This window comes from Streptococcus oralis subsp. dentisani, from assembly GCF_003944205.1.
In the GTDB taxonomy this organism is placed as follows: Bacteria; Bacillota; Bacilli; order Lactobacillales; family Streptococcaceae; genus Streptococcus; species Streptococcus oralis_BH.
Map to the genome: position 1 here is coordinate 112323 of NZ_RJPH01000001.1, position 18069 is coordinate 130391.

The following is an 18069-nucleotide window of genomic DNA, read 5'->3' on the forward strand; positions in this document are numbered from 1 at the left end:
AGAATTGGCAAAAATGATAGTTTTTGAAGGAAAATGACAAAAAATGCTTGACTTTGGTAGAGAATGTGCTAGAATGAATAGTGTAAACGATAACAGGAGGTGATTTGGTGTTAAAAACTGAGCGGAAGCAACTGATTTTAGAGGAGTTAAATCAACATCATGTAGTTTCCCTAGAAAAATTGGTTAGTCTATTAGAAACATCAGAATCAACGGTTCGAAGAGATTTGGATGAGCTGGAGGCGGAAAACAAACTTCGCCGTGTGCATGGTGGAGCAGAATTGCCCCACTCCTTGCAGGAAGAAGAAACCATCCAAGAAAAATCTGTCAAAAACCTTCAAGAGAAGAAGCTACTGGCTCAGAAAGCAGCCTCTCTTATTAAGGAAAAAGATGTCATTTTTATCGATGCTGGAACGACAACTGCTTTTTTAATCAAGGAATTGGTTAATAAGAATATTACAGTTGTGACCAACTCCATTCACCATGCGGTTCAGTTGGTTGAAAAACAGATTCCAACTGTCATGGTTGGAGGAAGTGTCAAGATGGCAACAGATGCATGTATCGGTGGTGTTGCTCTTAACCAAATCAATCAATTGCACTTTGACCGTGCCTTTGTTGGGATGAATGGTGTAGACGATGGTTATTATACGACTCCTGATATGGAGGAGGGAGCCGTTAAGCGTGCTATTTTAGAGAATGCCAAACAAACCTATGTCTTAGTGGATTCGTCTAAGATTGGACAAACTTGCTTTGCCAAGGTAGCACCACTTAAACGCGCTATTGTCATCACAAGTCAAGGGCATGAGCTCTTGCAGGCTATTAAGAAGAAAACGGAGGTAATAGAAGTATGATTTATACAGTCACACTCAATCCATCCATTGACTATATCGTGCGCTTGGACCAAGTTCAAGTCGGTAGTGTCAATCGTATGGACAGTGATGATAAGTTTGCTGGTGGGAAAGGAATCAATGTCAGTCGTGTTTTGAAACGCTTGGGTATTCCAAATACTGCGACTGGATTTATCGGAGGTTTTACTGGTAAATTTATCACAGATACCCTTACAGAGGAAGAAATCGAAACTCGTTTTGTCCAAGTAGCAGAAGATACTCGCATCAATGTCAAGATTAAAGCAGACCAAGAAACAGAAATCAACGGGACTGGTCCAAATGTGGAACCGGCTCAGCTAGAAGAGTTGAAAGCTATTTTGTCTAGTCTGACAGCAGATGATACGGTTGTGTTTGCGGGTTCGAGTGCTAAGAATCTAGGTAATGTTATTTACAAAGATTTGATTGCCTTGACACGCCAGACTGGTGCGCAAGTGGTTTGTGACTTTGAAGGACAGACCTTGATTGATAGTTTGGACTACCAGCCACTTTTGGTTAAACCAAACAATCACGAGCTTGGAGCTATCTTTGGAGTGAAACTCGAAAGTTTAGATGAAATCGAGAACTATGCTCGTCAGTTACTGGCCAAAGGAGCTCAAAACGTTATTATCTCCATGGCTGGCGACGGTGCTCTTCTTGTCACATCTGAGGGAGCTTACTTCGCCAAACCTATCAAGGGAACAGTCAAAAATTCAGTCGGGGCTGGTGACTCTATGGTAGCTGGATTTACAGGTCAATTTGTCAAATCAAAAGACGCAATAGAAGCCTTCAAATGGGGAGTTGCTTGTGGCACAGCAACGACCTTCTCAGATGACTTGGCAACAGCGGACTTTATTAAAGAAACATATGAAAAAGTTGAGGTAGAAAAACGATGAAAATTCAAGACCTATTGAGAAAAGATGTCATGTTGCTGGATTTACAGGCAACTGAAAAAACAGCTGTCATCGAAGAGATGATTCATAGCTTGGTAGATCACGGTTACGTGACGGATTTTGAAACCTTTAAAGAAGGAATTTTAGCGCGTGAAGCTCTCACTTCCACTGGTTTGGGTGATGGAATCGCTATGCCTCACAGTAAAAATTCTGCTGTCAAAGAAGCAACGGTTCTCTTTGCTAAGTCAAACAAGGGTGTTGACTACGAAAGCTTGGATGGGCAACCAACAGACCTCTTCTTCATGATTGCAGCTCCGGAATGTGCCAATGATACTCACTTGGCAGCCTTGGCAGAATTGTCTCAATACTTGATGAAAGATGGTTTCGCTGACAAACTTCGCCAAGTAACATCTGCAGATCAAGTTATCGAACTATTTAACCAAGCGTCAGAAAAAGCTGAGGAGCCTGTTCAAGTACCTGCTAATGACTCTGGCGACTTTATCGTAGCTGTTACAGCTTGTACGACAGGTATTGCCCACACTTACATGGCCCAAGAAGCCCTTCAAAAAGTGGCTGCTGAAATGGGTGTTGGTATCAAGGTTGAAACAAACGGAGCTAGCGGTGTTGGGAACCAACTAACATCAGAGGACATCCGCAAGGCTAAAGCTGTTATCATCGCTGCAGACAAGGCTGTTGAGATGGACCGCTTTGACGGAAAACCTCTGGTTAACCGTCCAGTTGCTGACGGTATCCGTAAGACAGAAGAATTGATCAACTTGGCTCTTTCTGGGGATGCTGAAGTTTACCGTGCTGCTAATGGTGCAAAAGCTGCAACTACAAGTAATGAAAAACAAAGCCTTGGTGGTGCATTCTACAAACACTTGATGAGTGGTGTATCTCAAATGTTGCCATTCGTTATCGGTGGTGGTATCATGATTGCCCTTGCTTTCTTGATCGACGGAGCTTTTGGTGTGCCACAAGATAGTCTTGGCAATCTCGGATCCTACCATGAGCTAGCTTCTATGTTCATGAAAATTGGTGGCGCGGCCTTTGGCTTGATGCTCCCAGTCTTTGCAGGATATGTTGCCTACTCTATCGCTGAAAAACCTGGTTTGGTAGCAGGTTTCGTGGCTGGTGCTATTGCTAAAGAAGGTTTTGCTTTTGGGAAAATCCCTTATGCCGCAGGTGGTGAAGCAACTTCAACTCTTGCAGGTGTCTCATCTGGTTTCCTAGGTGCCCTTGTTGGTGGATTTATCGCAGGAGCCTTGGTTCTTGCTATCAAGAAATACGTTAAAGTTCCTCGTTCACTTGAAGGTGCTAAATCAATCCTTCTCTTGCCACTTCTTGGAACAATCTTGACAGGCTTTGTCATGCTGGCTGTTAACATTCCAATGGCAGCAATCAACACTGCTATGAATGACTTCCTAGGCGGTCTTGGAGGAGGTTCAGCTGTCCTTCTTGGTATCGTTCTTGGTGGAATGATGGCTGTTGACATGGGTGGACCAGTCAACAAAGCAGCTTATGTCTTTGGTACAGGTACGCTTGCAGCGACTGTTTCTTCAGGTGGTTCTGTAGCTATGGCGGCAGTTATGGCTGGAGGAATGGTGCCACCGCTTGCCATCTTTGTCGCAACCCTTCTCTTTAAAGATAAATTTACCAAAGAAGAACGTAACTCTGGTTTGACAAACATCATCATGGGCTTGTCATTCATCACTGAAGGTGCGATTCCGTTTGGTGCCGCTGACCCAGCTCGTGCGATTCCAAGCTTCATCCTTGGTTCTGCGGTGGCAGGCGGACTCGTTGGTCTTGCTGGTATCAAACTCATGGCGCCACACGGAGGAATCTTCGTCATCGCCCTTACTTCAAATGCCCTACTTTACCTAGTCTTTGTCTTGATTGGTGCAATCGTAAGCGGTGTGGTTTATGGTTACCTACGCAAACCACAAGCATAAAAAAGTATCAAAATAGAAAGATTGTTACCATTTGGTGCAATCTTTTTCTCTATTCGAAATGGCTGTGTAATATGTTATAATAGAAGAATGGCAAACAAGAATACTAGTAAAACAAGACGGAGACCGTCTAAAGCAGAACTCGAAAGAAAACAGGCTATCCAGAGGATGCTAATTTCCTTAGGAATTGCCTTGTTATTGATTTTTGCAGCCCTCAAACTCGGAGCGGCAGGTATCACCCTTTATAATCTCATTCGACTGGTGGTCGGAAGTTTGGCCTACGTGGCTATAGGTGCCCTTCTCATCTATCTTTTTCTATTTAAATGGATACGCAAGAAAGAGGGACTTCTATCAGGATTTCTCTGTATCTTCGCTGGCTTGCTCTTGATTTTTGAGGCCTATCTTGTCTGGAAGTATGGCTTGGAGCAGTCAGTTTTAAAAGGAACCTTGGCTCAAGTTATGACGGACTTGACTGGTATGCGGGTGACTAGCTTCGCTGGTGGAGGCTTGCTTGGTGTAGGACTCTATATCCCTATAGCCTTTCTTTTCTCCAATATCGGCTCTTACTTTATTGGAGTTCTCTTGATTCTAGTTGGGGCACTCTTGGTTAGTCCTTGGTCTATTTATGATGTTGCAGCCTTTATTGGAGCTCAGTTCAGATCGTTTATGGCAAAACAGGAACAGAGAAAACAGGAACGCTTCATCAAGAGAGAAGAAGAGAAGGCTCGTCAAGAAGCTGAAGAAGCTGCCAGAATTCAGAGAGAACAAGAAGAGCAGGATGCGCTGCCGCTTCCTCCCGTAGATCCTGAAACTGGAGAAATCTTATCTGAAGTAGCAGACTACGATCTCCCACCAATTCCTGAGGAAGAATGGAGTGAACCGGAGATTATCCTTCCTCAAGCTGATTTTGACGTTCCAGATGTGGAAGAAGATTTTGAGGATGAAGAGGTGCAGGTTGATTTTTCTGCCAAAGAAACCCTTGAATACAAGCTACCAAGCTTGCAACTCTTTGCGCCAGATAAACCCAAAGATCAGTCCAAGGAAAAGAAGATTGTTCGAGAAAATATCAAAATCCTAGAAGAAACCTTTGCCAGCTTTGGGATCAAGGTGACGGTTGAACGAGCTGAAATTGGACCATCAGTAACCAAGTATGAAGTCAAGCCAGCAGTTGGTGTACGGGTTAACCGCATTTCCAATCTAGCAGACGACTTAGCGCTAGCTTTAGCAGCCAAGGATGTTCGGATTGAGGCTCCAATACCTGGTAAATCCCTAGTCGGAATTGAGGTTCCTAACTCTGAAATTGCGACTGTTTCCTTCCGTGAGCTCTGGGAACAGTCTCAGACTAAACCAGAAAATCTCCTCGAAATTCCTCTAGGTAAGGCGGTCAATGGAACTGCTCGTACCTTTGACCTTTCCAAGATGCCCCACCTACTTGTTGCAGGTTCGACGGGTTCAGGGAAATCAGTCGCAGTTAACGGTATTATCGCCAGCATTCTGATGAAAGCAAGACCCGACCAGGTCAAGTTTATGATGGTGGATCCTAAGATGGTTGAGTTATCGGTTTACAATGACATTCCTCATCTCTTGATTCCAGTTGTAACCAATCCACGCAAGGCCAGCAAGGCTCTGCAAAAGGTTGTGGATGAGATGGAAAACCGTTATGAACTCTTTGCTAAGGTTGGTGTGCGAAATATCGCTGGTTACAATGCCAAGGTCGAGGAATTCAATGACCAGTCTGAGTACAAACAAGTACCGCTGCCTTTAATTGTTGTCATTGTAGATGAGTTGGCAGACCTCATGATGGTGGCTAGCAAGGAAGTGGAAGATGCCATCATTCGTCTCGGACAGAAGGCACGTGCTGCAGGGATTCACATGATTCTCGCAACGCAACGCCCATCAGTTGATGTCATCTCTGGTCTTATCAAGGCCAATGTCCCATCTCGTGTGGCTTTTGCAGTTTCATCAGGTACAGATTCACGAACCATCTTGGATGAGAATGGGGCAGAAAAACTGCTTGGTCGAGGAGACATGCTCTTTAAACCAATTGATGAAAATCACCCAGTCCGCCTGCAAGGATCCTTTATCTCGGATGATGATGTTGAACGCATCGTAAACTTCATCAAGGCTCAGGCAGATGCGGACTATGATGAGAGTTTTGACCCAGGTGAGGTTTCTGAAAATGAAGGAGATTTCTCTGATGGTGAAGCTGGTGGCGATCCCCTCTTTGAAGAAGCCAAGGCTTTGGTTATTGAAACCCAGAAAGCCAGTGCCTCTATGATTCAGCGTCGTTTGTCAGTTGGATTTAACCGTGCGACCCGCCTGATGGAAGAGCTCGAACTGGCAGGTGTTATCGGTCCAGCTGAAGGAACCAAACCGCGAAAAGTATTGCAACAATAAAAAAACAGCTTCTTTCCAAATTTGGAAAGAAGTTATTTTTGTGATTACTGGTTCGTTTTAGTTTCAGAATTCGTCGTATTTGACTGTGTTCCGTTATCGCTTGTTTCTTTGTTTGTAGGAGCTGTAGAAGAGTCCTGAGTTGTTGTTTTCTGCTCTTCTTTTTTCTCCTCTTTCTTGTTGGATTGAGAAGTTTCTTCTTGTGTGGTATTTTCTTTAGTAGAAGTGTTGTCCCTGTTAGGAGTAGTATTTTCCTGAGGGGATTCTTTTTGAATTTCCTTGACAACAGTTGTTTGAGTTGTCGTCGGTTCTTTCTTGTTGTTTTTGTTATTATCCATGGCGTTCATGATGGTAATAGTAGCAGTGATGAGACCAAGGATACTACCGATGGTAGCAATCGTTTTTTGAAAGACAGTAAAGCCCTTTTTGATATGTTCTGTTTTTGGTTTTGAAGTTCTACGATAGTTAGACATGATACTCTCCTTTAATTATGATTTATTATACCTCATTTCTTTAAAAAAATCTTAAAAAAAGAGAAACCTCCCTTTCTTGTCGCAGGTCTCTTTTCGTGATACAATAGAAGGAGTGATTTTAGAAAGCGTGAGAAAACATGATCTACTTTGATAATTCGGCAACAACTAAGCCTTATCCTGAAGCACTTGAAACTTACATGCAGGTCGCTTCAAAAATTGTAGGAAATCCGTCTAGTCTCCATCGTTTGGGAGACCAGGCAACACGAATCTTAGATGCTTCCCGTCAACAGATTGCAGATTTAATCGGTAAGAAAAGCGACGAAATATACTTTACTTCTGGTGGAACAGAAGGAGATAACTGGGTTATCAAGGGTGTGGCCTTTGAAAAAGCCCAGTTTGGCAAGCACATCATCGTATCAGCTATTGAGCATCCAGCAGTCAAGGAGTCAGCCCTATGGCTGAAAAGTCAAGGTTTTGAGGTGGATATTGCTCCAGTTGATGAGAAAGGATTTGTGGATGTTGAAGCATTAGCAGATTTGATACGTCCTGATACGATCCTTGTCTCCATCATGGCAGTAAACAACGAAATTGGGTCTATTCAACCTATTGAGGCTATCTCAGAACTCTTGGCAGACAAGCCAACCATTTCCTTCCACGTTGATGCAGTTCAGGCACTCGCTAAGATTCCGACTGAAAAATATCTGACAGATCGAGTGGATTTCGCGACCTTCTCAAGTCATAAGTTTCATGGTGTCAGAGGTGTTGGCTTTGTCTATATCAAGTCTGGTAAGAAAATTACGCCTCTGTTAACTGGTGGTGGTCAAGAGCACGATTATCGCTCGACAACTGAAAATGTGGCAGGGATTGCAGCGACAGCAAAGGCTCTCCGTTTGTCTATGGAAAAGTTAGCTATCTTTGCTAGTAAGACAGGGCAGATGAGATCAGTCATTCGCCAAGCACTTTTGGATTATCCAGATATTCTTATCTTTTCAGATGAGGAAGACTTCGCCCCTCATATCCTGACTTTTGGAATTAAGGGTGTTCGTGGAGAAGTCATCGTTCACGCCTTTGAAGACTATGATATTTTCATCTCCACAACCTCTGCTTGTTCATCCAAGGCTGGAAAACCTGCGGGGAGCTTGCTTGCTATGGGAGTGGACAAAGATAAGGCCCAGTCAGCTGTTCGCCTAAGCCTAGACCTGGAAAATGATATGAGTCAGGTCGAGCAGTTCTTGACCAAGCTAAAATTAATTTACAATCAAACTAGAAAAGTAAGATAGGAGCATTTATGCAGTATTCAGAAATTATGATTCGCTACGGAGAGTTGTCAACCAAGGGCAAAAACCGCATGCGTTTCATCAATAAACTTCGCAATAACATTTCGGACGTTTTGTCCATCTATCCCCAAGTAAAAGTAACCGCTGATCGCGACCGTGCTCACGCTTATCTCAATGGAGCCGACTATACAGCGGTTGCAGAATCACTTAAACAAGTCTTTGGAATTCAAAACTTTTCTCCCGTTTATAAGGTCGAAAAATCTGTTGCGACGCTTAAGTCTGCCGTGCAAGAGATTATGCAGGACATCTACAAGGAAGGGATGACCTTTAAAATTTCTAGCAAGCGTAGCGACCACAACTTTGAACTCGACAGTCGTGAACTCAACCAAACACTTGGTGGAGCAGTATTCGAAGCTATTCCAAATGTCCAAGCTCAAATGAAAAATCCCGATATCAATCTTCAGGTGGAGATTCGTGAGGAAGCAGCCTATCTTTCCTATGAAACCATTCGTGGAGCAGGTGGCTTGCCAGTAGGTACTTCTGGTAAGGGGATGCTCATGTTGTCAGGAGGGATTGACTCACCTGTTGCTGGTTATCTAGCCCTTAAACGTGGGGTGGATATTGAGGCCGTTCACTTTGCCAGCCCTCCTTACACAAGTCCTGGTGCTCTTAAAAAGGCCCAAGATTTGACCCGCAAATTAACCAAGTTTGGTGGTAATATCCAGTTTATCGAGGTGCCTTTTACAGAGATTCAAGAGGAAATCAAGTCTAAGGCGCCAGAAGCCTACCTCATGACCTTGACCCGTCGTTTTATGATGCGGATTACCGATCGTATCCGTGAGGTACGAAATGGTTTGGTTATCATCAATGGGGAAAGTCTTGGTCAAGTAGCCAGCCAAACTCTTGAAAGTATGCAGGCTATCAACGCTGTGACCAACACCCCTATCATCCGCCCTGTGGTTACTATGGACAAGTTGGAAATCATTGACATCGCCCAGAAAATCGATACCTTTGACATTTCTATCCAACCGTTTGAGGACTGTTGTACTATTTTTGCGCCTGATCGTCCTAAGACCAATCCTAAGATAGAGAATGCTGAGAAGTATGAAAAATGGATGGATGTTGAAGGTTTGGTTGAGCGAGCAGTGGCTGGAATTATGCTTACTAAGATAACGCCTCAGGTTGAAAAAGATGAAGTTGATAACTTGATTGACAATCTCCTCTAATCAGAAAAACCAGAAGAATTTAGAATATTAAATGAGAAAAGTTAGTTATTTATCCTTAAAATGGACAATTACTGACTTTTTTTCTATTTTTATGGTATAATGAGATAAAATTTTGAATATAGAGAGTTTTCTGACAATGAATCATTCCTACTTTTACTTGAAAATGAAAGAACACAAACTCAAGGTACCTTATACAGGAAAGGAGCGTCGTGTGCGTGTGCTTCTGCCAAAGGACTACGAGAAAGACACAGACCGTTTTTACCCTGTTGTTTACTTTCATGATGGGCAAAATGTCTTTTACAGCAAGGAGTCTTATATCGGACACTCTTGGAAGATTATTCCGGCTATTAAGAGAAATCCTGACATCAGTCGCATGATTGTTGTTGCTATTGACAATGATGGTTTGGGGCGGATGCATGAGTACGCGGCTTGGAAGTTTCAAGAATCTCCTATCCCAGGCCAGCAGTTTGGCGGTAAGGGTGTGGAATATGCTGAGTTTGTCATGGAGGTGGTCAAGCCTTTTATCGATGAAACCTATCGTACCAAAGCTGATCGCCAGCATACTGCTATGATTGGTTCGTCACTAGGAGGCAATATTACTCAGTTTATCGGACTGGAATACCAAGATCGAATTGGTTGCCTAGGTGTATTTTCATCTGCTAACTGGCTCCACCAAGAGGCCTTTAACCGCTACATCGAGCGTAAGAAATTGTCGCCTGATCAGCGCATTTTCATTTATGTAGGAACAGAAGAAGCAGACGATACGGACAAGACCTTGATGGCTGGCAATATCAAACAAGCCTATATCGACTCGTCGCTTCGCTATTATCACGATTTGATTGCAGGTGGAGTAGGCTTGGATAATCTTGTCTTGAAAGTTCAGTCTGGTGCTATCCATAGTGAAATACCTTGGTCGGAAAATTTACCAGACTGTCTCCGATTTTTTGCAGAGAAATGGTAAGTTAAGAAAGGAGAAAGCCAATGCATATTGAAAACCTCAGCCACTGGAGTGGCAATCTTAATCGTGAAATGTACCTCAACCGTTATGGACATGCTGGGATTCCAGTTGTTGTTTTTGCTTCATCTGGTGGCAGTCACAATGAATACTATGATTTTGGCATGATTGATGCCTGTGCTTCCTTTATTGAGGAAGGGCGTGTCCAGTTCTTCACTCTATCCAGTGTGGACAGTGAGAGCTGGTTGGCCACTTGGAAAAACGGTCACGACCAGGCAGAGATGCATCGTGCCTACGAACGCTACGTGATTGAGGAGGCAATTCCTTTTATCAAGCATAAGACAGGTTGGTTTGATGGCATGATGACGACAGGTTGCTCAATGGGTGCCTACCATGCACTCAACTTTTTCCTCCAGCATCCAGATGTCTTTACCAAGGTGATTGCTCTCAGCGGTGTTTACGACGCGCGTTTCTTTGTCGGCGATTACTACAATGATGATGCTATTTACCAAAATTCGCCAGTAGATTATATCTGGAATCAGAATGACGGCTGGTTTATCGATCGTTACCGTCAGGCGGAGATTGTCGTTTGTACGGGACTTGGTGCTTGGGAACAAGACGGTCTACCATCTTTCTACAAGCTCAAAGAAGCCTTTGACCAGAAACAAATTCCAGCCTGGTTTGCTGAATGGGGACACGATGTCGCCCACGACTGGGAATGGTGGCGTAAACAAATGCCCTATTTTCTTGGACACCTGTATCTATAAAAGGAGTTGCCTATGAATTACCTTGTTATTTCTCCCTACTATCCACAAAACTTTCAACAGTTTACTATCGAACTAGCTCGTAAAGGCATCACAGTCTTGGGGATTGGTCAAGAACCATACGAGCAACTGGATGAGCCTTTGCGCAATAGTCTGACCGAGTATTTCCGTGTAGACAATCTTGAGAACATAGGCGAAGTCAAACGTGCTGTTGCCTTTCTGTTCTACAAGCATGGCCCAATTGACCGCATCGAGTCCCACAATGAATACTGGCTTGAACTAGACGCAACACTCAGAGAGCAATTCAATATTTTTGGTGCCAAACCAGAGGATCTCAAAAAGACCAAGTTTAAGTCTGAGATGAAGAAACTTTTCAAAAAAGCAGGCGTCCCTGTGGTACCTGGTGCTGTTATCCATACGGAAGCAGATGTGGATAGAGCAGTTGAGATGATTGGTCTACCAATGATTGCCAAACCTGATAACGGAGTGGGAGCGGCAGCAACCTTTAAGCTTGAGACAGAAGACGATGTAAATCACTTCAAGGAAGAATGGGACCATTCAACCGTTTATTTCTTTGAAAAATTTGTCACTTCTAGCGAAATCTGTACCTTTGACGGACTTGTGGACAAGGATGGTAATATCGTCTTTTCAACGACTTTTGACTACGCCCATACACCACTTGATCTCATGATTTATAAGATGGACAATTCCTACTATGTGCTTAAGGATATGGATCCCAAACTGCGCAAGTATGGCGAGGCCATCGTCAAAGAATTTGGAATGAGAGAACGCTTTTTCCATATCGAGTTTTTCCGTGACGGGGACGACTACATTGCCATTGAGTACAATAACCGTCCTGCGGGTGGCTTTACCATTGATGTTTATAACTTCGCTCACTCCTTGGATCTCTACCGAGGTTATGCGGCTATTGTCGCAGGAGAAGAGTTCCCAGCAGCAGAATTTGAAGCACAATACTGTTTAGCTACATCACGTCGTGCCAATGCCAACTATGTCTATTCAGAAGAAGACTTGCTTGCTAAGTACAGCCAGCAATTCAAGGTCAAAAAAATCATGCCAGCAGCCTTTGCAGAGCTACAAGGGGACTACCTTTATATGCTGACCACTCCGAGTCGCCAAGAGATGGAGCAGATGATTGCAGACTTTGGTCAGCGTCAAGAGTAACGAAAAGGATGAAAGGTGTTTGACCCCTTTTGTCCTTTTCTTAAAGATAAGTTAAATAAAGCGTTTTCCAGAGATTCTTTTAGAAAATCGGTTGCGAAAAGGCCTAAAAATTGATAGAATAAGGATTGTCTAAAAAAAATTAAGGAGAATCTATCAAATGGATTTTACATGGGCTATTAAATATGCCACTGAATTTTTGGGAACTGCTATTTTGATCATTCTTGGAAATGGTGCAGTTGCCAACGTTGAACTTAAAGGTACGAAAGGTCACCAAAGTGGCTGGCTCGTTATCGCTGTTGGTTATGGTATGGGGGTTATGATCCCAGCCTTGATGTTCGGTAACGTTTCTGGTAACCACATCAACCCAGCTTTCACTCTTGGACTTGCTGTTAGCGGACTTTTCTCTTGGGATCAAGTACCGTTTTACATCCTTGCGCAATTTTTGGGGGCAATTTTTGGTCAAGCTTTGGTTGTAGCGACTCACCGTCCTTACTACTTGAAAACAGAAAACCCAAACAATATCTTGGGTACCTTCTCAACGATTTCAAGCATTGACCACGGTACAAAAGAATCACGTTTCGCAGCAAGTGTAAATGGTTTTATCAATGAGTTTGTCGGTTCGTTTATTTTGTTCTTTGCAGCCCTAGGAATGACTAAAAACTTCTTTGGTGCTGAGGTTCTTCAATACATGAAACAAATGGCTACTCAAGCTGGTCAAACTGTTGACTTAAGTGAATTGGCAGTAAAAGCTCAAGTAGCACCACACACAGCTGCTGGACTTTCAGTTGCGCACTTGGCACTTGGTTTCCTAGTGATGGCTTTGGTAACTTCACTTGGTGGACCTACTGGACCTGGTTTGAACCCGGCTCGTGACTTCGGACCACGTCTTCTTCACGAACTCCTTCCAAAATCAGTTCTTGGTCAACACAAGGGTGATTCAAAATGGTGGTATGCATGGGTTCCAGTTGTAGCACCAATCGCAGCTGGTATTGCAGCAGTAGCAGTCTTTAAACTACTTTACCTATAATAAAATGAAACTGGGAAATCCCAGTTTTTTTATCGGAAATTTTTGTAAAAAATTCTAGAATTTAAGTGGAATAGCTTGTAAAAAATCCTAAAATCCTTTAAAATAAAAGAGTTGGAGGAAGCTATGAATGCAAATCAAATGATACAAATTATTCCGACTTTGAAGGTCAATAACCGAAAATTAAATGAAAAATTTTACATTGAAACTCTTGGAATGAAGCCCTTATTAGAAGAATCTGCTTTCCTTTCACTTGGTGACCAATCAGGTGTTGAGAAGTTGATTCTCGAAGAGGCTCCCAGTATGCGAACTCGGAGAGTTGAAGGGCTTAAGAAACTAGCTAGACTCTTGGTAAAAGTTAAGAATCCTTCTGAAATTGAGGATCTTCTTTCACAGATGGAGTCTCTTCCTCGCCTATTTAAAGGAAGCCGTGGTTATGCTTTTGAGATTGTTTCTCCTGAACAGGATGTGATTCTTGTTCATGCGGAAAATGATATAAGAGATTTGGTTCCACTGGAAACTGTTCCTGAATTTTCTTCAAATAAAAGTATAAAATACTTGAGTCAATTTGAGATTTCTATGGAGTTGCGTCTGCCTGAGGGGACGGAGAGTATACTCGATCCTGAAAAAGTGGGGACAGTTATCACCTTTACGGAAGGGCAAGGTCCAGATTTAGCTGTTGAAAACAACGTCACTTGGGACTTGTCTATGCTGAAATTTTTGGTAAAGGATCTAGATTTAACTAGTCTTCGTCAGAAATTTGAAAAGACAGGCTATTTTGTTCCCAAGTCTGAAAAATTCTTCCTTGGGAAAGATACCAATAACATCGAATTGTGGTTTGAAGAAGCATGAAGTTGGAAAAAATTCAAAGAAAAATAGAAGATCAAATTGAGGCAGGGGTATATCCCGGGGCCTCTTTTGCGTATTATAAGGATGGTGAATGGAAAGAGTCTTATCTAGGATTGAGTGACCCTGAGAAAGGTTTGAAAACAGAGTTGGGACTGGTCTATGACCTAGCTAGTGTGAGTAAGGTTGTGGGAGTAGGGACAGTCTTTACCTTCTTGTGGCAGCAAGGTAAATTAAATATTGATCGACCAGTGACAGATTTTTTACCTGAGTGTGATTATCCTGATATCACTATACGACAACTTCTGACACATGCTACAGACTTAGACCCCTTTATTCCCAATCGAGACAAGTTAAGTGCAGAGGAATTGAGAGAAACCATGTTTCACCTCAACAGACGAAATCAGTCTGCTTTTCTATACTCAGATGTTCACTTTTTACTCTTGGGCTTTCTTTTGGAAAAAATCTTTGAACAAGACTTGGATCAGATTATAGAAGAACAAGTTTTGAACCCATGGGGAATGACGGAAACCAAGTTTGGCCCCGTAGAGTATGCTGTACCAACAGTGAGAGGAGTGGAAGCCGGAAATATCCACGATCCCAAAGCTCGTCTTTTAGGAAAACATGCTGGAAGTGCTGGTTTATTTTCAACTGTTAAGGATTTGCAAATCTTTCTGGAACATTACTTGAAAGATGATTTTGCTGAAAACTTGAGCCGAAATTACTCTCCTTTAGATGATAAAGAGCGTTCGCTAGCCTGGAATCTGGAGGGAACCTGGCTCGACCATACGGGCTATACAGGTACCTTCATCATGTGGAATCGAGAGATACAGGAAGCCGCTATCTTTTTATCCAATCGAACGTATGAGAAGGATGAGCGTGCTCAGTGGATAATCGATCGAAACCAAGTCATGGATATGATTCGTAGGGAAGAGTAGGGAGAAAGCATGTCAAAAACCGTAAAAGGAACGCTATTCACAGTAGTTGCAGGGATTGCTTGGGGCTTGTCTGGAACCAGTGGTCAATACCTGATGGCACATGGGATTTCCGCTCTAGTCTTGACCAATCTGCGGCTCATCATTGCAGGATTGGCACTGGTAGTCTTATCCTATATGACTGCAAGGGATAAATTCCTATCTTTTTTAAAGGACAGAAAAAGCCTTTTATCTCTGCTGTTATTTGCCTTGTTTGGACTTTTCTTAAACCAGTTTGCCTATCTTTCTGCCATTCAGGAAACCAATGCTGGAACGGCGACAGTTCTCCAGTATGTATGTCCCGTTGGGATCTTGGTTTATACTTGTATCAAGGACAAGGTGGCACCGACTCTGGCTGAGATTGTTTCGATTGTTTTAGCAATTGGAGGAACTTTTCTTATCGCGACGCATGGGGAACTTGACCAGTTGTCTGTCACACCTGCTGGTCTTTTCTGGGGGCTCTTTTCTGCCTTGACCTATGCTCTCTATATTATCCTTCCCATCGCTTTGATTAAGAAGTGGGGCAGTATTTTGGTGATTGGTGTTGGGATGGTTATTTCTGGTGTAGTGGCTATTCCCTTCACAGGAGTTTTGCAAGCCAGCATACCAACCAGCTTAGATTTTCTCTTTGCATTTGCTGGGATTATCATCATCGGAACGGTCTTTGCCTACACCGCTTTTCTAAAAGGCGCTAGTCTGATAGGCCCTGTTAAATCTAGTTTATTGGCTTCCATAGAGCCAATTTCAGCCGTTTTCTTTGCCTTTCTGATTATGAAGGAACAATTCTACGCGATTGACTTTGTTGGTATGGCCATGATTTTACTTGCGGTAACCATCATTTCTTTGAAAGATTTGTTGATAGAAAACAAACAGAAGGTTGAATGAGAAACTAGTTACTCGTAAAAAGTGGTTGTTTTGAATATCCTATCGAAATACTGATCAAGGATAAGGAATGGGAGTGGAATTTTATAGAATTTTAAGTTTCTTTTCTTACAATAAACCAATCTTTAACTGCTAGAAGGAGGAGATATGAAAATTTTACAAAGCATTCACCCAACTAAGCCCCTGCGCTACTTGAGATGGTTTGACATTTTGATTATCACAGTTCTAATGTTTGGCCTGTTTATCATTCGTTCAACGGAGCTCTTTTTAGCAAGTATGTTTCCCACAGGTTTGTCAACTACAATGAATACGGCAAGTGATACTGTCGGCGAAGGAGCGGCCTATTCGAGCAACTTCACTCTGCAAGTGATATTTCTGACCTTGGCCTTGCTTTACCTTTTGATTCGGAATTATGATTTCAATCAGCTTCCTATTCGTTGGACCTGGTCCCTTCTCTTTTGGGTTCCATTTATATTTGCCATTGTGGGATTGTTTGGAGACTTGGTGACGACACTAACTGGTGAATACAATTACTTAAATCCAGCTCTTTTTGCCCACATAGATCCCATGGAAGTTATACGGAAATTCCTAGCGCTTAGTCCGATGGCAATTGCCTATGCCTTGCTGAATGGCTTCTATGAAGAGTTTTTCTTTCTAGGGTTGTTGACTTCAGTGAAAGAAAAGCACAAGTGGCGGGTTTTGTTTTATTCTACCCTCATTCGGATTTCTTTTCACACTTATCAAGGATTAGTGTGGGCACTGATTATTGGTGTAGTTTATGGTTTATTCTATTATTTTCTATACAAGTATAAGGTTAAAAATCTTTTGCCATTTTTCCTCATGCATGCTTTGGCAGACATGTTTGGTTCTAGCCTCATGTATCTCTTGATTGCGTGGGGAAGGTAAGAAATCAGAAAAATCCACTCAACTGAGTGGATTTTGTGTGTATAGATGACTAGTCTTTGTTTTCGTATGGTAAGATCAGGTTTAAGATGATACCTGTCATAGCTGATAGGGCAGTACCTGAAAGGGTAACTGGTCCTACTTTGAGGATGGCTCCACCAAGCCCAAGAACCAACATAGCACTAGCAATGATGAGGTTACGCATTTGACTGAAATCAACGCGCTCCTTGATCAAGACTTTCAAACCGTTGCTGGCGATAACTCCGTAGAGAAGGATGGACATCCCACCAAGTACAGCACTTGGGATTGTTGAGATCAAGGCAGTGAATTTACCAAGGAAGCTAAGTGCAATTGCGATAAAGGCTGCGTTACGGATAACAGAGACAGAAGCGATACGAGTCATCCCGATAACCCCTGTATTTTCACCGTAAGTCGTATTAGCTGGTCCACCGAGGAAGGCAGATACAGATGTTGCGATACCGTCACCGAGAAGTGTACGGTGAAGACCTGGTTCTTTCAAGAATTGACGGCCACAGATTTGACCCAAAACAGTATGGTCTCCGATATGTTCAGAAATTGTTACGATAGCGATTGGCAAGATGGCAATGGTTTCTGGACCAAAGTAAAGATTGTATTCTTTAAAGGCACCACCAGTGCTAAACGGCAAGTAGAAACCAGGAATTTCAAACCAGTTAGCTTTAAGAACTGGTGTAAAATCAACCAAGCCAAGAGTTAGTGCGAAGAGGTAACCACCGATAATGGCAAAGAGGAAAGGAATGATTCGTAGGAAGCCTTTTCCTTTAGTATTGATAAAAGCAGCAATCAAGAAAGTAACAACTGCTACAAGAGCATTTTTCCAATTTCCATCTGCTACAAGTCCAGCATTCGTTACAGCAGAACTAGCTAGTCCAAGACCGATAACGATAATCATAGGTCCGATAATGATTGGTGGCAAGAGTTTATCAATCCATTTTGTACCTGCAAAACGAACACCAGCAGCAACAAGGACGTAGACCAAACCAGTCAAGATCACCCCTGTTTGGGCAGCAGATACATCCCCACCCATTTCTTTCATAGCCAGTGACATAGCTGTGATAAAGGCAAATGAAGAACCTAGATAAACTGGAACTTTAAACCCAGTTGAAATCATGTAGATGAGTGTTCCAACACCTGAAGCAAAAAGGGCAACAGATACAGGCATTCCCAAAATCAATGGTACCAAGATGGTCGCACCGAACATGGCGAAAACGTGTTGGAAACTAAGGAGAATTCCTTTTCCAGCTGAAGGACGTTGGTCAACGTCTAGTAACAAATCAACAGTTGATTCTTGTTTCATATAAACCTCACTTTTGGGCATCAAAAAAGAGCCCATTATTTTACAGCAACAGGCTCTTAGAGTAAGACTTCTTTAAAGAGAGGGGTATCTCATTAAAGAATTTCATATATTTCTGCGTCTTCGTCACCTCA

The 18069-nt window shown here is 42.7% G+C and carries 16 protein-coding genes; 14 read left to right on the top strand and 2 right to left on the bottom strand.

Annotation, left to right across the window (positions count from 1 at the left end):
• The first annotated feature begins 107 nt into the window (after window positions 1-107).
• The 4 genes from D8805_RS00485 to D8805_RS00500 all read left to right on the top strand — a co-directional run bounded on the left by D8805_RS00485 (window position 108) and on the right by D8805_RS00500 (window position 6099).
• A complete protein-coding gene (locus tag D8805_RS00485; RefSeq protein ID WP_000920647.1) occupies window positions 108-848 on the top strand; it encodes a DeoR/GlpR family DNA-binding transcription regulator in 741 nt (246 codons plus the stop codon).
• The gene (gene pfkB / locus D8805_RS00490; RefSeq protein ID WP_070696957.1) at window positions 845-1756 is read left to right on the top strand and encodes a 1-phosphofructokinase; all 912 of its coding nucleotides are present in this window, start codon (window positions 845-847) and stop codon (window positions 1754-1756) included. The genes D8805_RS00485 and pfkB overlap by 4 nt, the downstream gene beginning before the upstream one ends.
• Entirely contained in the window at window positions 1753-3705 is a 1953-nt protein-coding gene (locus D8805_RS00495) for a PTS fructose transporter subunit IIABC (RefSeq protein ID WP_125415063.1), read from the top strand. Before pfkB ends, D8805_RS00495 begins: the two co-directional genes overlap by 4 nt.
• Before the next feature lie 87 nt (window positions 3706-3792).
• Window positions 3793-6099 (top strand): DNA translocase FtsK, encoded by a 2307-nt coding sequence (locus D8805_RS00500; protein WP_125415064.1) that lies wholly within the window; start codon window positions 3793-3795, stop codon window positions 6097-6099.
• Between the two features lie 44 nt (window positions 6100-6143).
• Here D8805_RS00500 and D8805_RS00505 read toward each other — a convergent pair whose 3' ends face one another.
• Window positions 6144-6569 carry a DUF6556 family protein gene (locus tag D8805_RS00505; protein WP_125415065.1) on the bottom strand — a complete coding sequence of 142 codons (426 nt, stop codon included), beginning with the start codon at window positions 6567-6569 and terminating at the stop codon, window positions 6144-6146.
• A gap of 137 nt (window positions 6570-6706) precedes the next feature.
• Here D8805_RS00505 and D8805_RS00510 point away from each other — a divergent pair, with 137 nt between their 5' ends.
• The 10 genes from D8805_RS00510 (at window position 6707) to D8805_RS00555 (ending at window position 16605) form a co-directional block, all read left to right on the top strand.
• The gene (locus tag D8805_RS00510; protein ID WP_125415066.1) at window positions 6707-7849 is read left to right on the top strand and encodes a cysteine desulfurase family protein; all 1143 of its coding nucleotides are present in this window, start codon (window positions 6707-6709) and stop codon (window positions 7847-7849) included.
• 8 nt (window positions 7850-7857) lie between these two features.
• Entirely contained in the window at window positions 7858-9072 is a 1215-nt protein-coding gene (gene thiI, locus D8805_RS00515; RefSeq protein ID WP_038806255.1) for a tRNA uracil 4-sulfurtransferase ThiI, read from the top strand.
• A 136-nt stretch (window positions 9073-9208) separates the two neighbouring features.
• Entirely contained in the window at window positions 9209-10033 is an 825-nt protein-coding gene (locus D8805_RS00520) for an alpha/beta hydrolase (protein ID WP_001016808.1), read from the top strand.
• A gap of 20 nt (window positions 10034-10053) precedes the next feature.
• The gene (locus D8805_RS00525; protein ID WP_000546816.1) at window positions 10054-10794 is read left to right on the top strand and encodes an esterase family protein; all 741 of its coding nucleotides are present in this window, start codon (window positions 10054-10056) and stop codon (window positions 10792-10794) included.
• Window positions 10795-10806: 12 nt separating this feature from the next.
• Window positions 10807-11973 (top strand): ATP-grasp domain-containing protein, encoded by a 1167-nt coding sequence (locus D8805_RS00530; protein WP_125415067.1) that lies wholly within the window; start codon window positions 10807-10809, stop codon window positions 11971-11973.
• A 157-nt stretch (window positions 11974-12130) separates the two neighbouring features.
• A complete protein-coding gene (gene gla / locus D8805_RS00535; protein ID WP_125415068.1) occupies window positions 12131-13000 on the top strand; it encodes an aquaglyceroporin Gla in 870 nt (289 codons plus the stop codon).
• 123 nt (window positions 13001-13123) lie between these two features.
• Window positions 13124-13849 (top strand): CppA N-terminal domain-containing protein, encoded by a 726-nt coding sequence (locus D8805_RS00540; RefSeq protein WP_125415069.1) that lies wholly within the window; start codon window positions 13124-13126, stop codon window positions 13847-13849.
• The gene (locus D8805_RS00545) at window positions 13846-14781 is read left to right on the top strand and encodes a serine hydrolase domain-containing protein (RefSeq protein WP_125415070.1); all 936 of its coding nucleotides are present in this window, start codon (window positions 13846-13848) and stop codon (window positions 14779-14781) included. The genes D8805_RS00540 and D8805_RS00545 overlap by 4 nt, the downstream gene beginning before the upstream one ends.
• Before the next feature lie 9 nt (window positions 14782-14790).
• Window positions 14791-15702 carry a DMT family transporter gene (locus tag D8805_RS00550; RefSeq protein ID WP_125415071.1) on the top strand — a complete coding sequence of 304 codons (912 nt, stop codon included), beginning with the start codon at window positions 14791-14793 and terminating at the stop codon, window positions 15700-15702.
• A gap of 144 nt (window positions 15703-15846) precedes the next feature.
• Complete coding sequence (locus tag D8805_RS00555; RefSeq protein ID WP_125415072.1) at window positions 15847-16605, top strand: CPBP family intramembrane glutamic endopeptidase; 759 nt, start codon at window positions 15847-15849, stop codon at window positions 16603-16605.
• A gap of 49 nt (window positions 16606-16654) precedes the next feature.
• Here the strand turns inward: D8805_RS00555 and D8805_RS00560 are convergent, their stop codons facing one another.
• Complete coding sequence (locus D8805_RS00560; protein WP_185774550.1) at window positions 16655-17938, bottom strand: uracil-xanthine permease family protein; 1284 nt, start codon at window positions 17936-17938, stop codon at window positions 16655-16657.
• Between the last annotated feature and the right edge of the window lie 131 nt (window positions 17939-18069).

Excerpts from the sequence above, each read along its gene's own strand:
- D8805_RS00495 (WP_125415063.1), top strand. The coding sequence starts at position 1,753 with ATGAAAATTCAAGACCTATTGAGAAAAGATGTCATGTTGCTGGATTTA.
- D8805_RS00550 (WP_125415071.1), top strand. The coding sequence starts at position 14,791 with ATGTCAAAAACCGTAAAAGGAACGCTATTCACAGTAGTTGCAGGGATT.
- D8805_RS00540 (WP_125415069.1), top strand. The coding sequence starts at position 13,124 with ATGAATGCAAATCAAATGATACAAATTATTCCGACTTTGAAGGTCAAT.
- D8805_RS00545 (WP_125415070.1), top strand. The coding sequence starts at position 13,846 with ATGAAGTTGGAAAAAATTCAAAGAAAAATAGAAGATCAAATTGAGGCA.
- D8805_RS00525 (WP_000546816.1), top strand. The coding sequence starts at position 10,054 with ATGCATATTGAAAACCTCAGCCACTGGAGTGGCAATCTTAATCGTGAA.
- thiI (WP_038806255.1), top strand. The coding sequence starts at position 7,858 with ATGCAGTATTCAGAAATTATGATTCGCTACGGAGAGTTGTCAACCAAG.
- D8805_RS00500 (WP_125415064.1), top strand. The coding sequence starts at position 3,793 with ATGGCAAACAAGAATACTAGTAAAACAAGACGGAGACCGTCTAAAGCA.
- gla (WP_125415068.1), top strand. The coding sequence starts at position 12,131 with ATGGATTTTACATGGGCTATTAAATATGCCACTGAATTTTTGGGAACT.
- D8805_RS00530 (WP_125415067.1), top strand. The coding sequence starts at position 10,807 with ATGAATTACCTTGTTATTTCTCCCTACTATCCACAAAACTTTCAACAG.
- D8805_RS00505 (WP_125415065.1), bottom strand. The coding sequence starts at position 6,569 with ATGTCTAACTATCGTAGAACTTCAAAACCAAAAACAGAACATATCAAA.
- D8805_RS00510 (WP_125415066.1), top strand. The coding sequence starts at position 6,707 with ATGATCTACTTTGATAATTCGGCAACAACTAAGCCTTATCCTGAAGCA.
- D8805_RS00560 (WP_185774550.1), bottom strand. The coding sequence starts at position 17,938 with ATGAAACAAGAATCAACTGTTGATTTGTTACTAGACGTTGACCAACGT.
- D8805_RS00520 (WP_001016808.1), top strand. The coding sequence starts at position 9,209 with ATGAATCATTCCTACTTTTACTTGAAAATGAAAGAACACAAACTCAAG.
- pfkB (WP_070696957.1), top strand. The coding sequence starts at position 845 with ATGATTTATACAGTCACACTCAATCCATCCATTGACTATATCGTGCGC.
- D8805_RS00555 (WP_125415072.1), top strand. The coding sequence starts at position 15,847 with ATGAAAATTTTACAAAGCATTCACCCAACTAAGCCCCTGCGCTACTTG.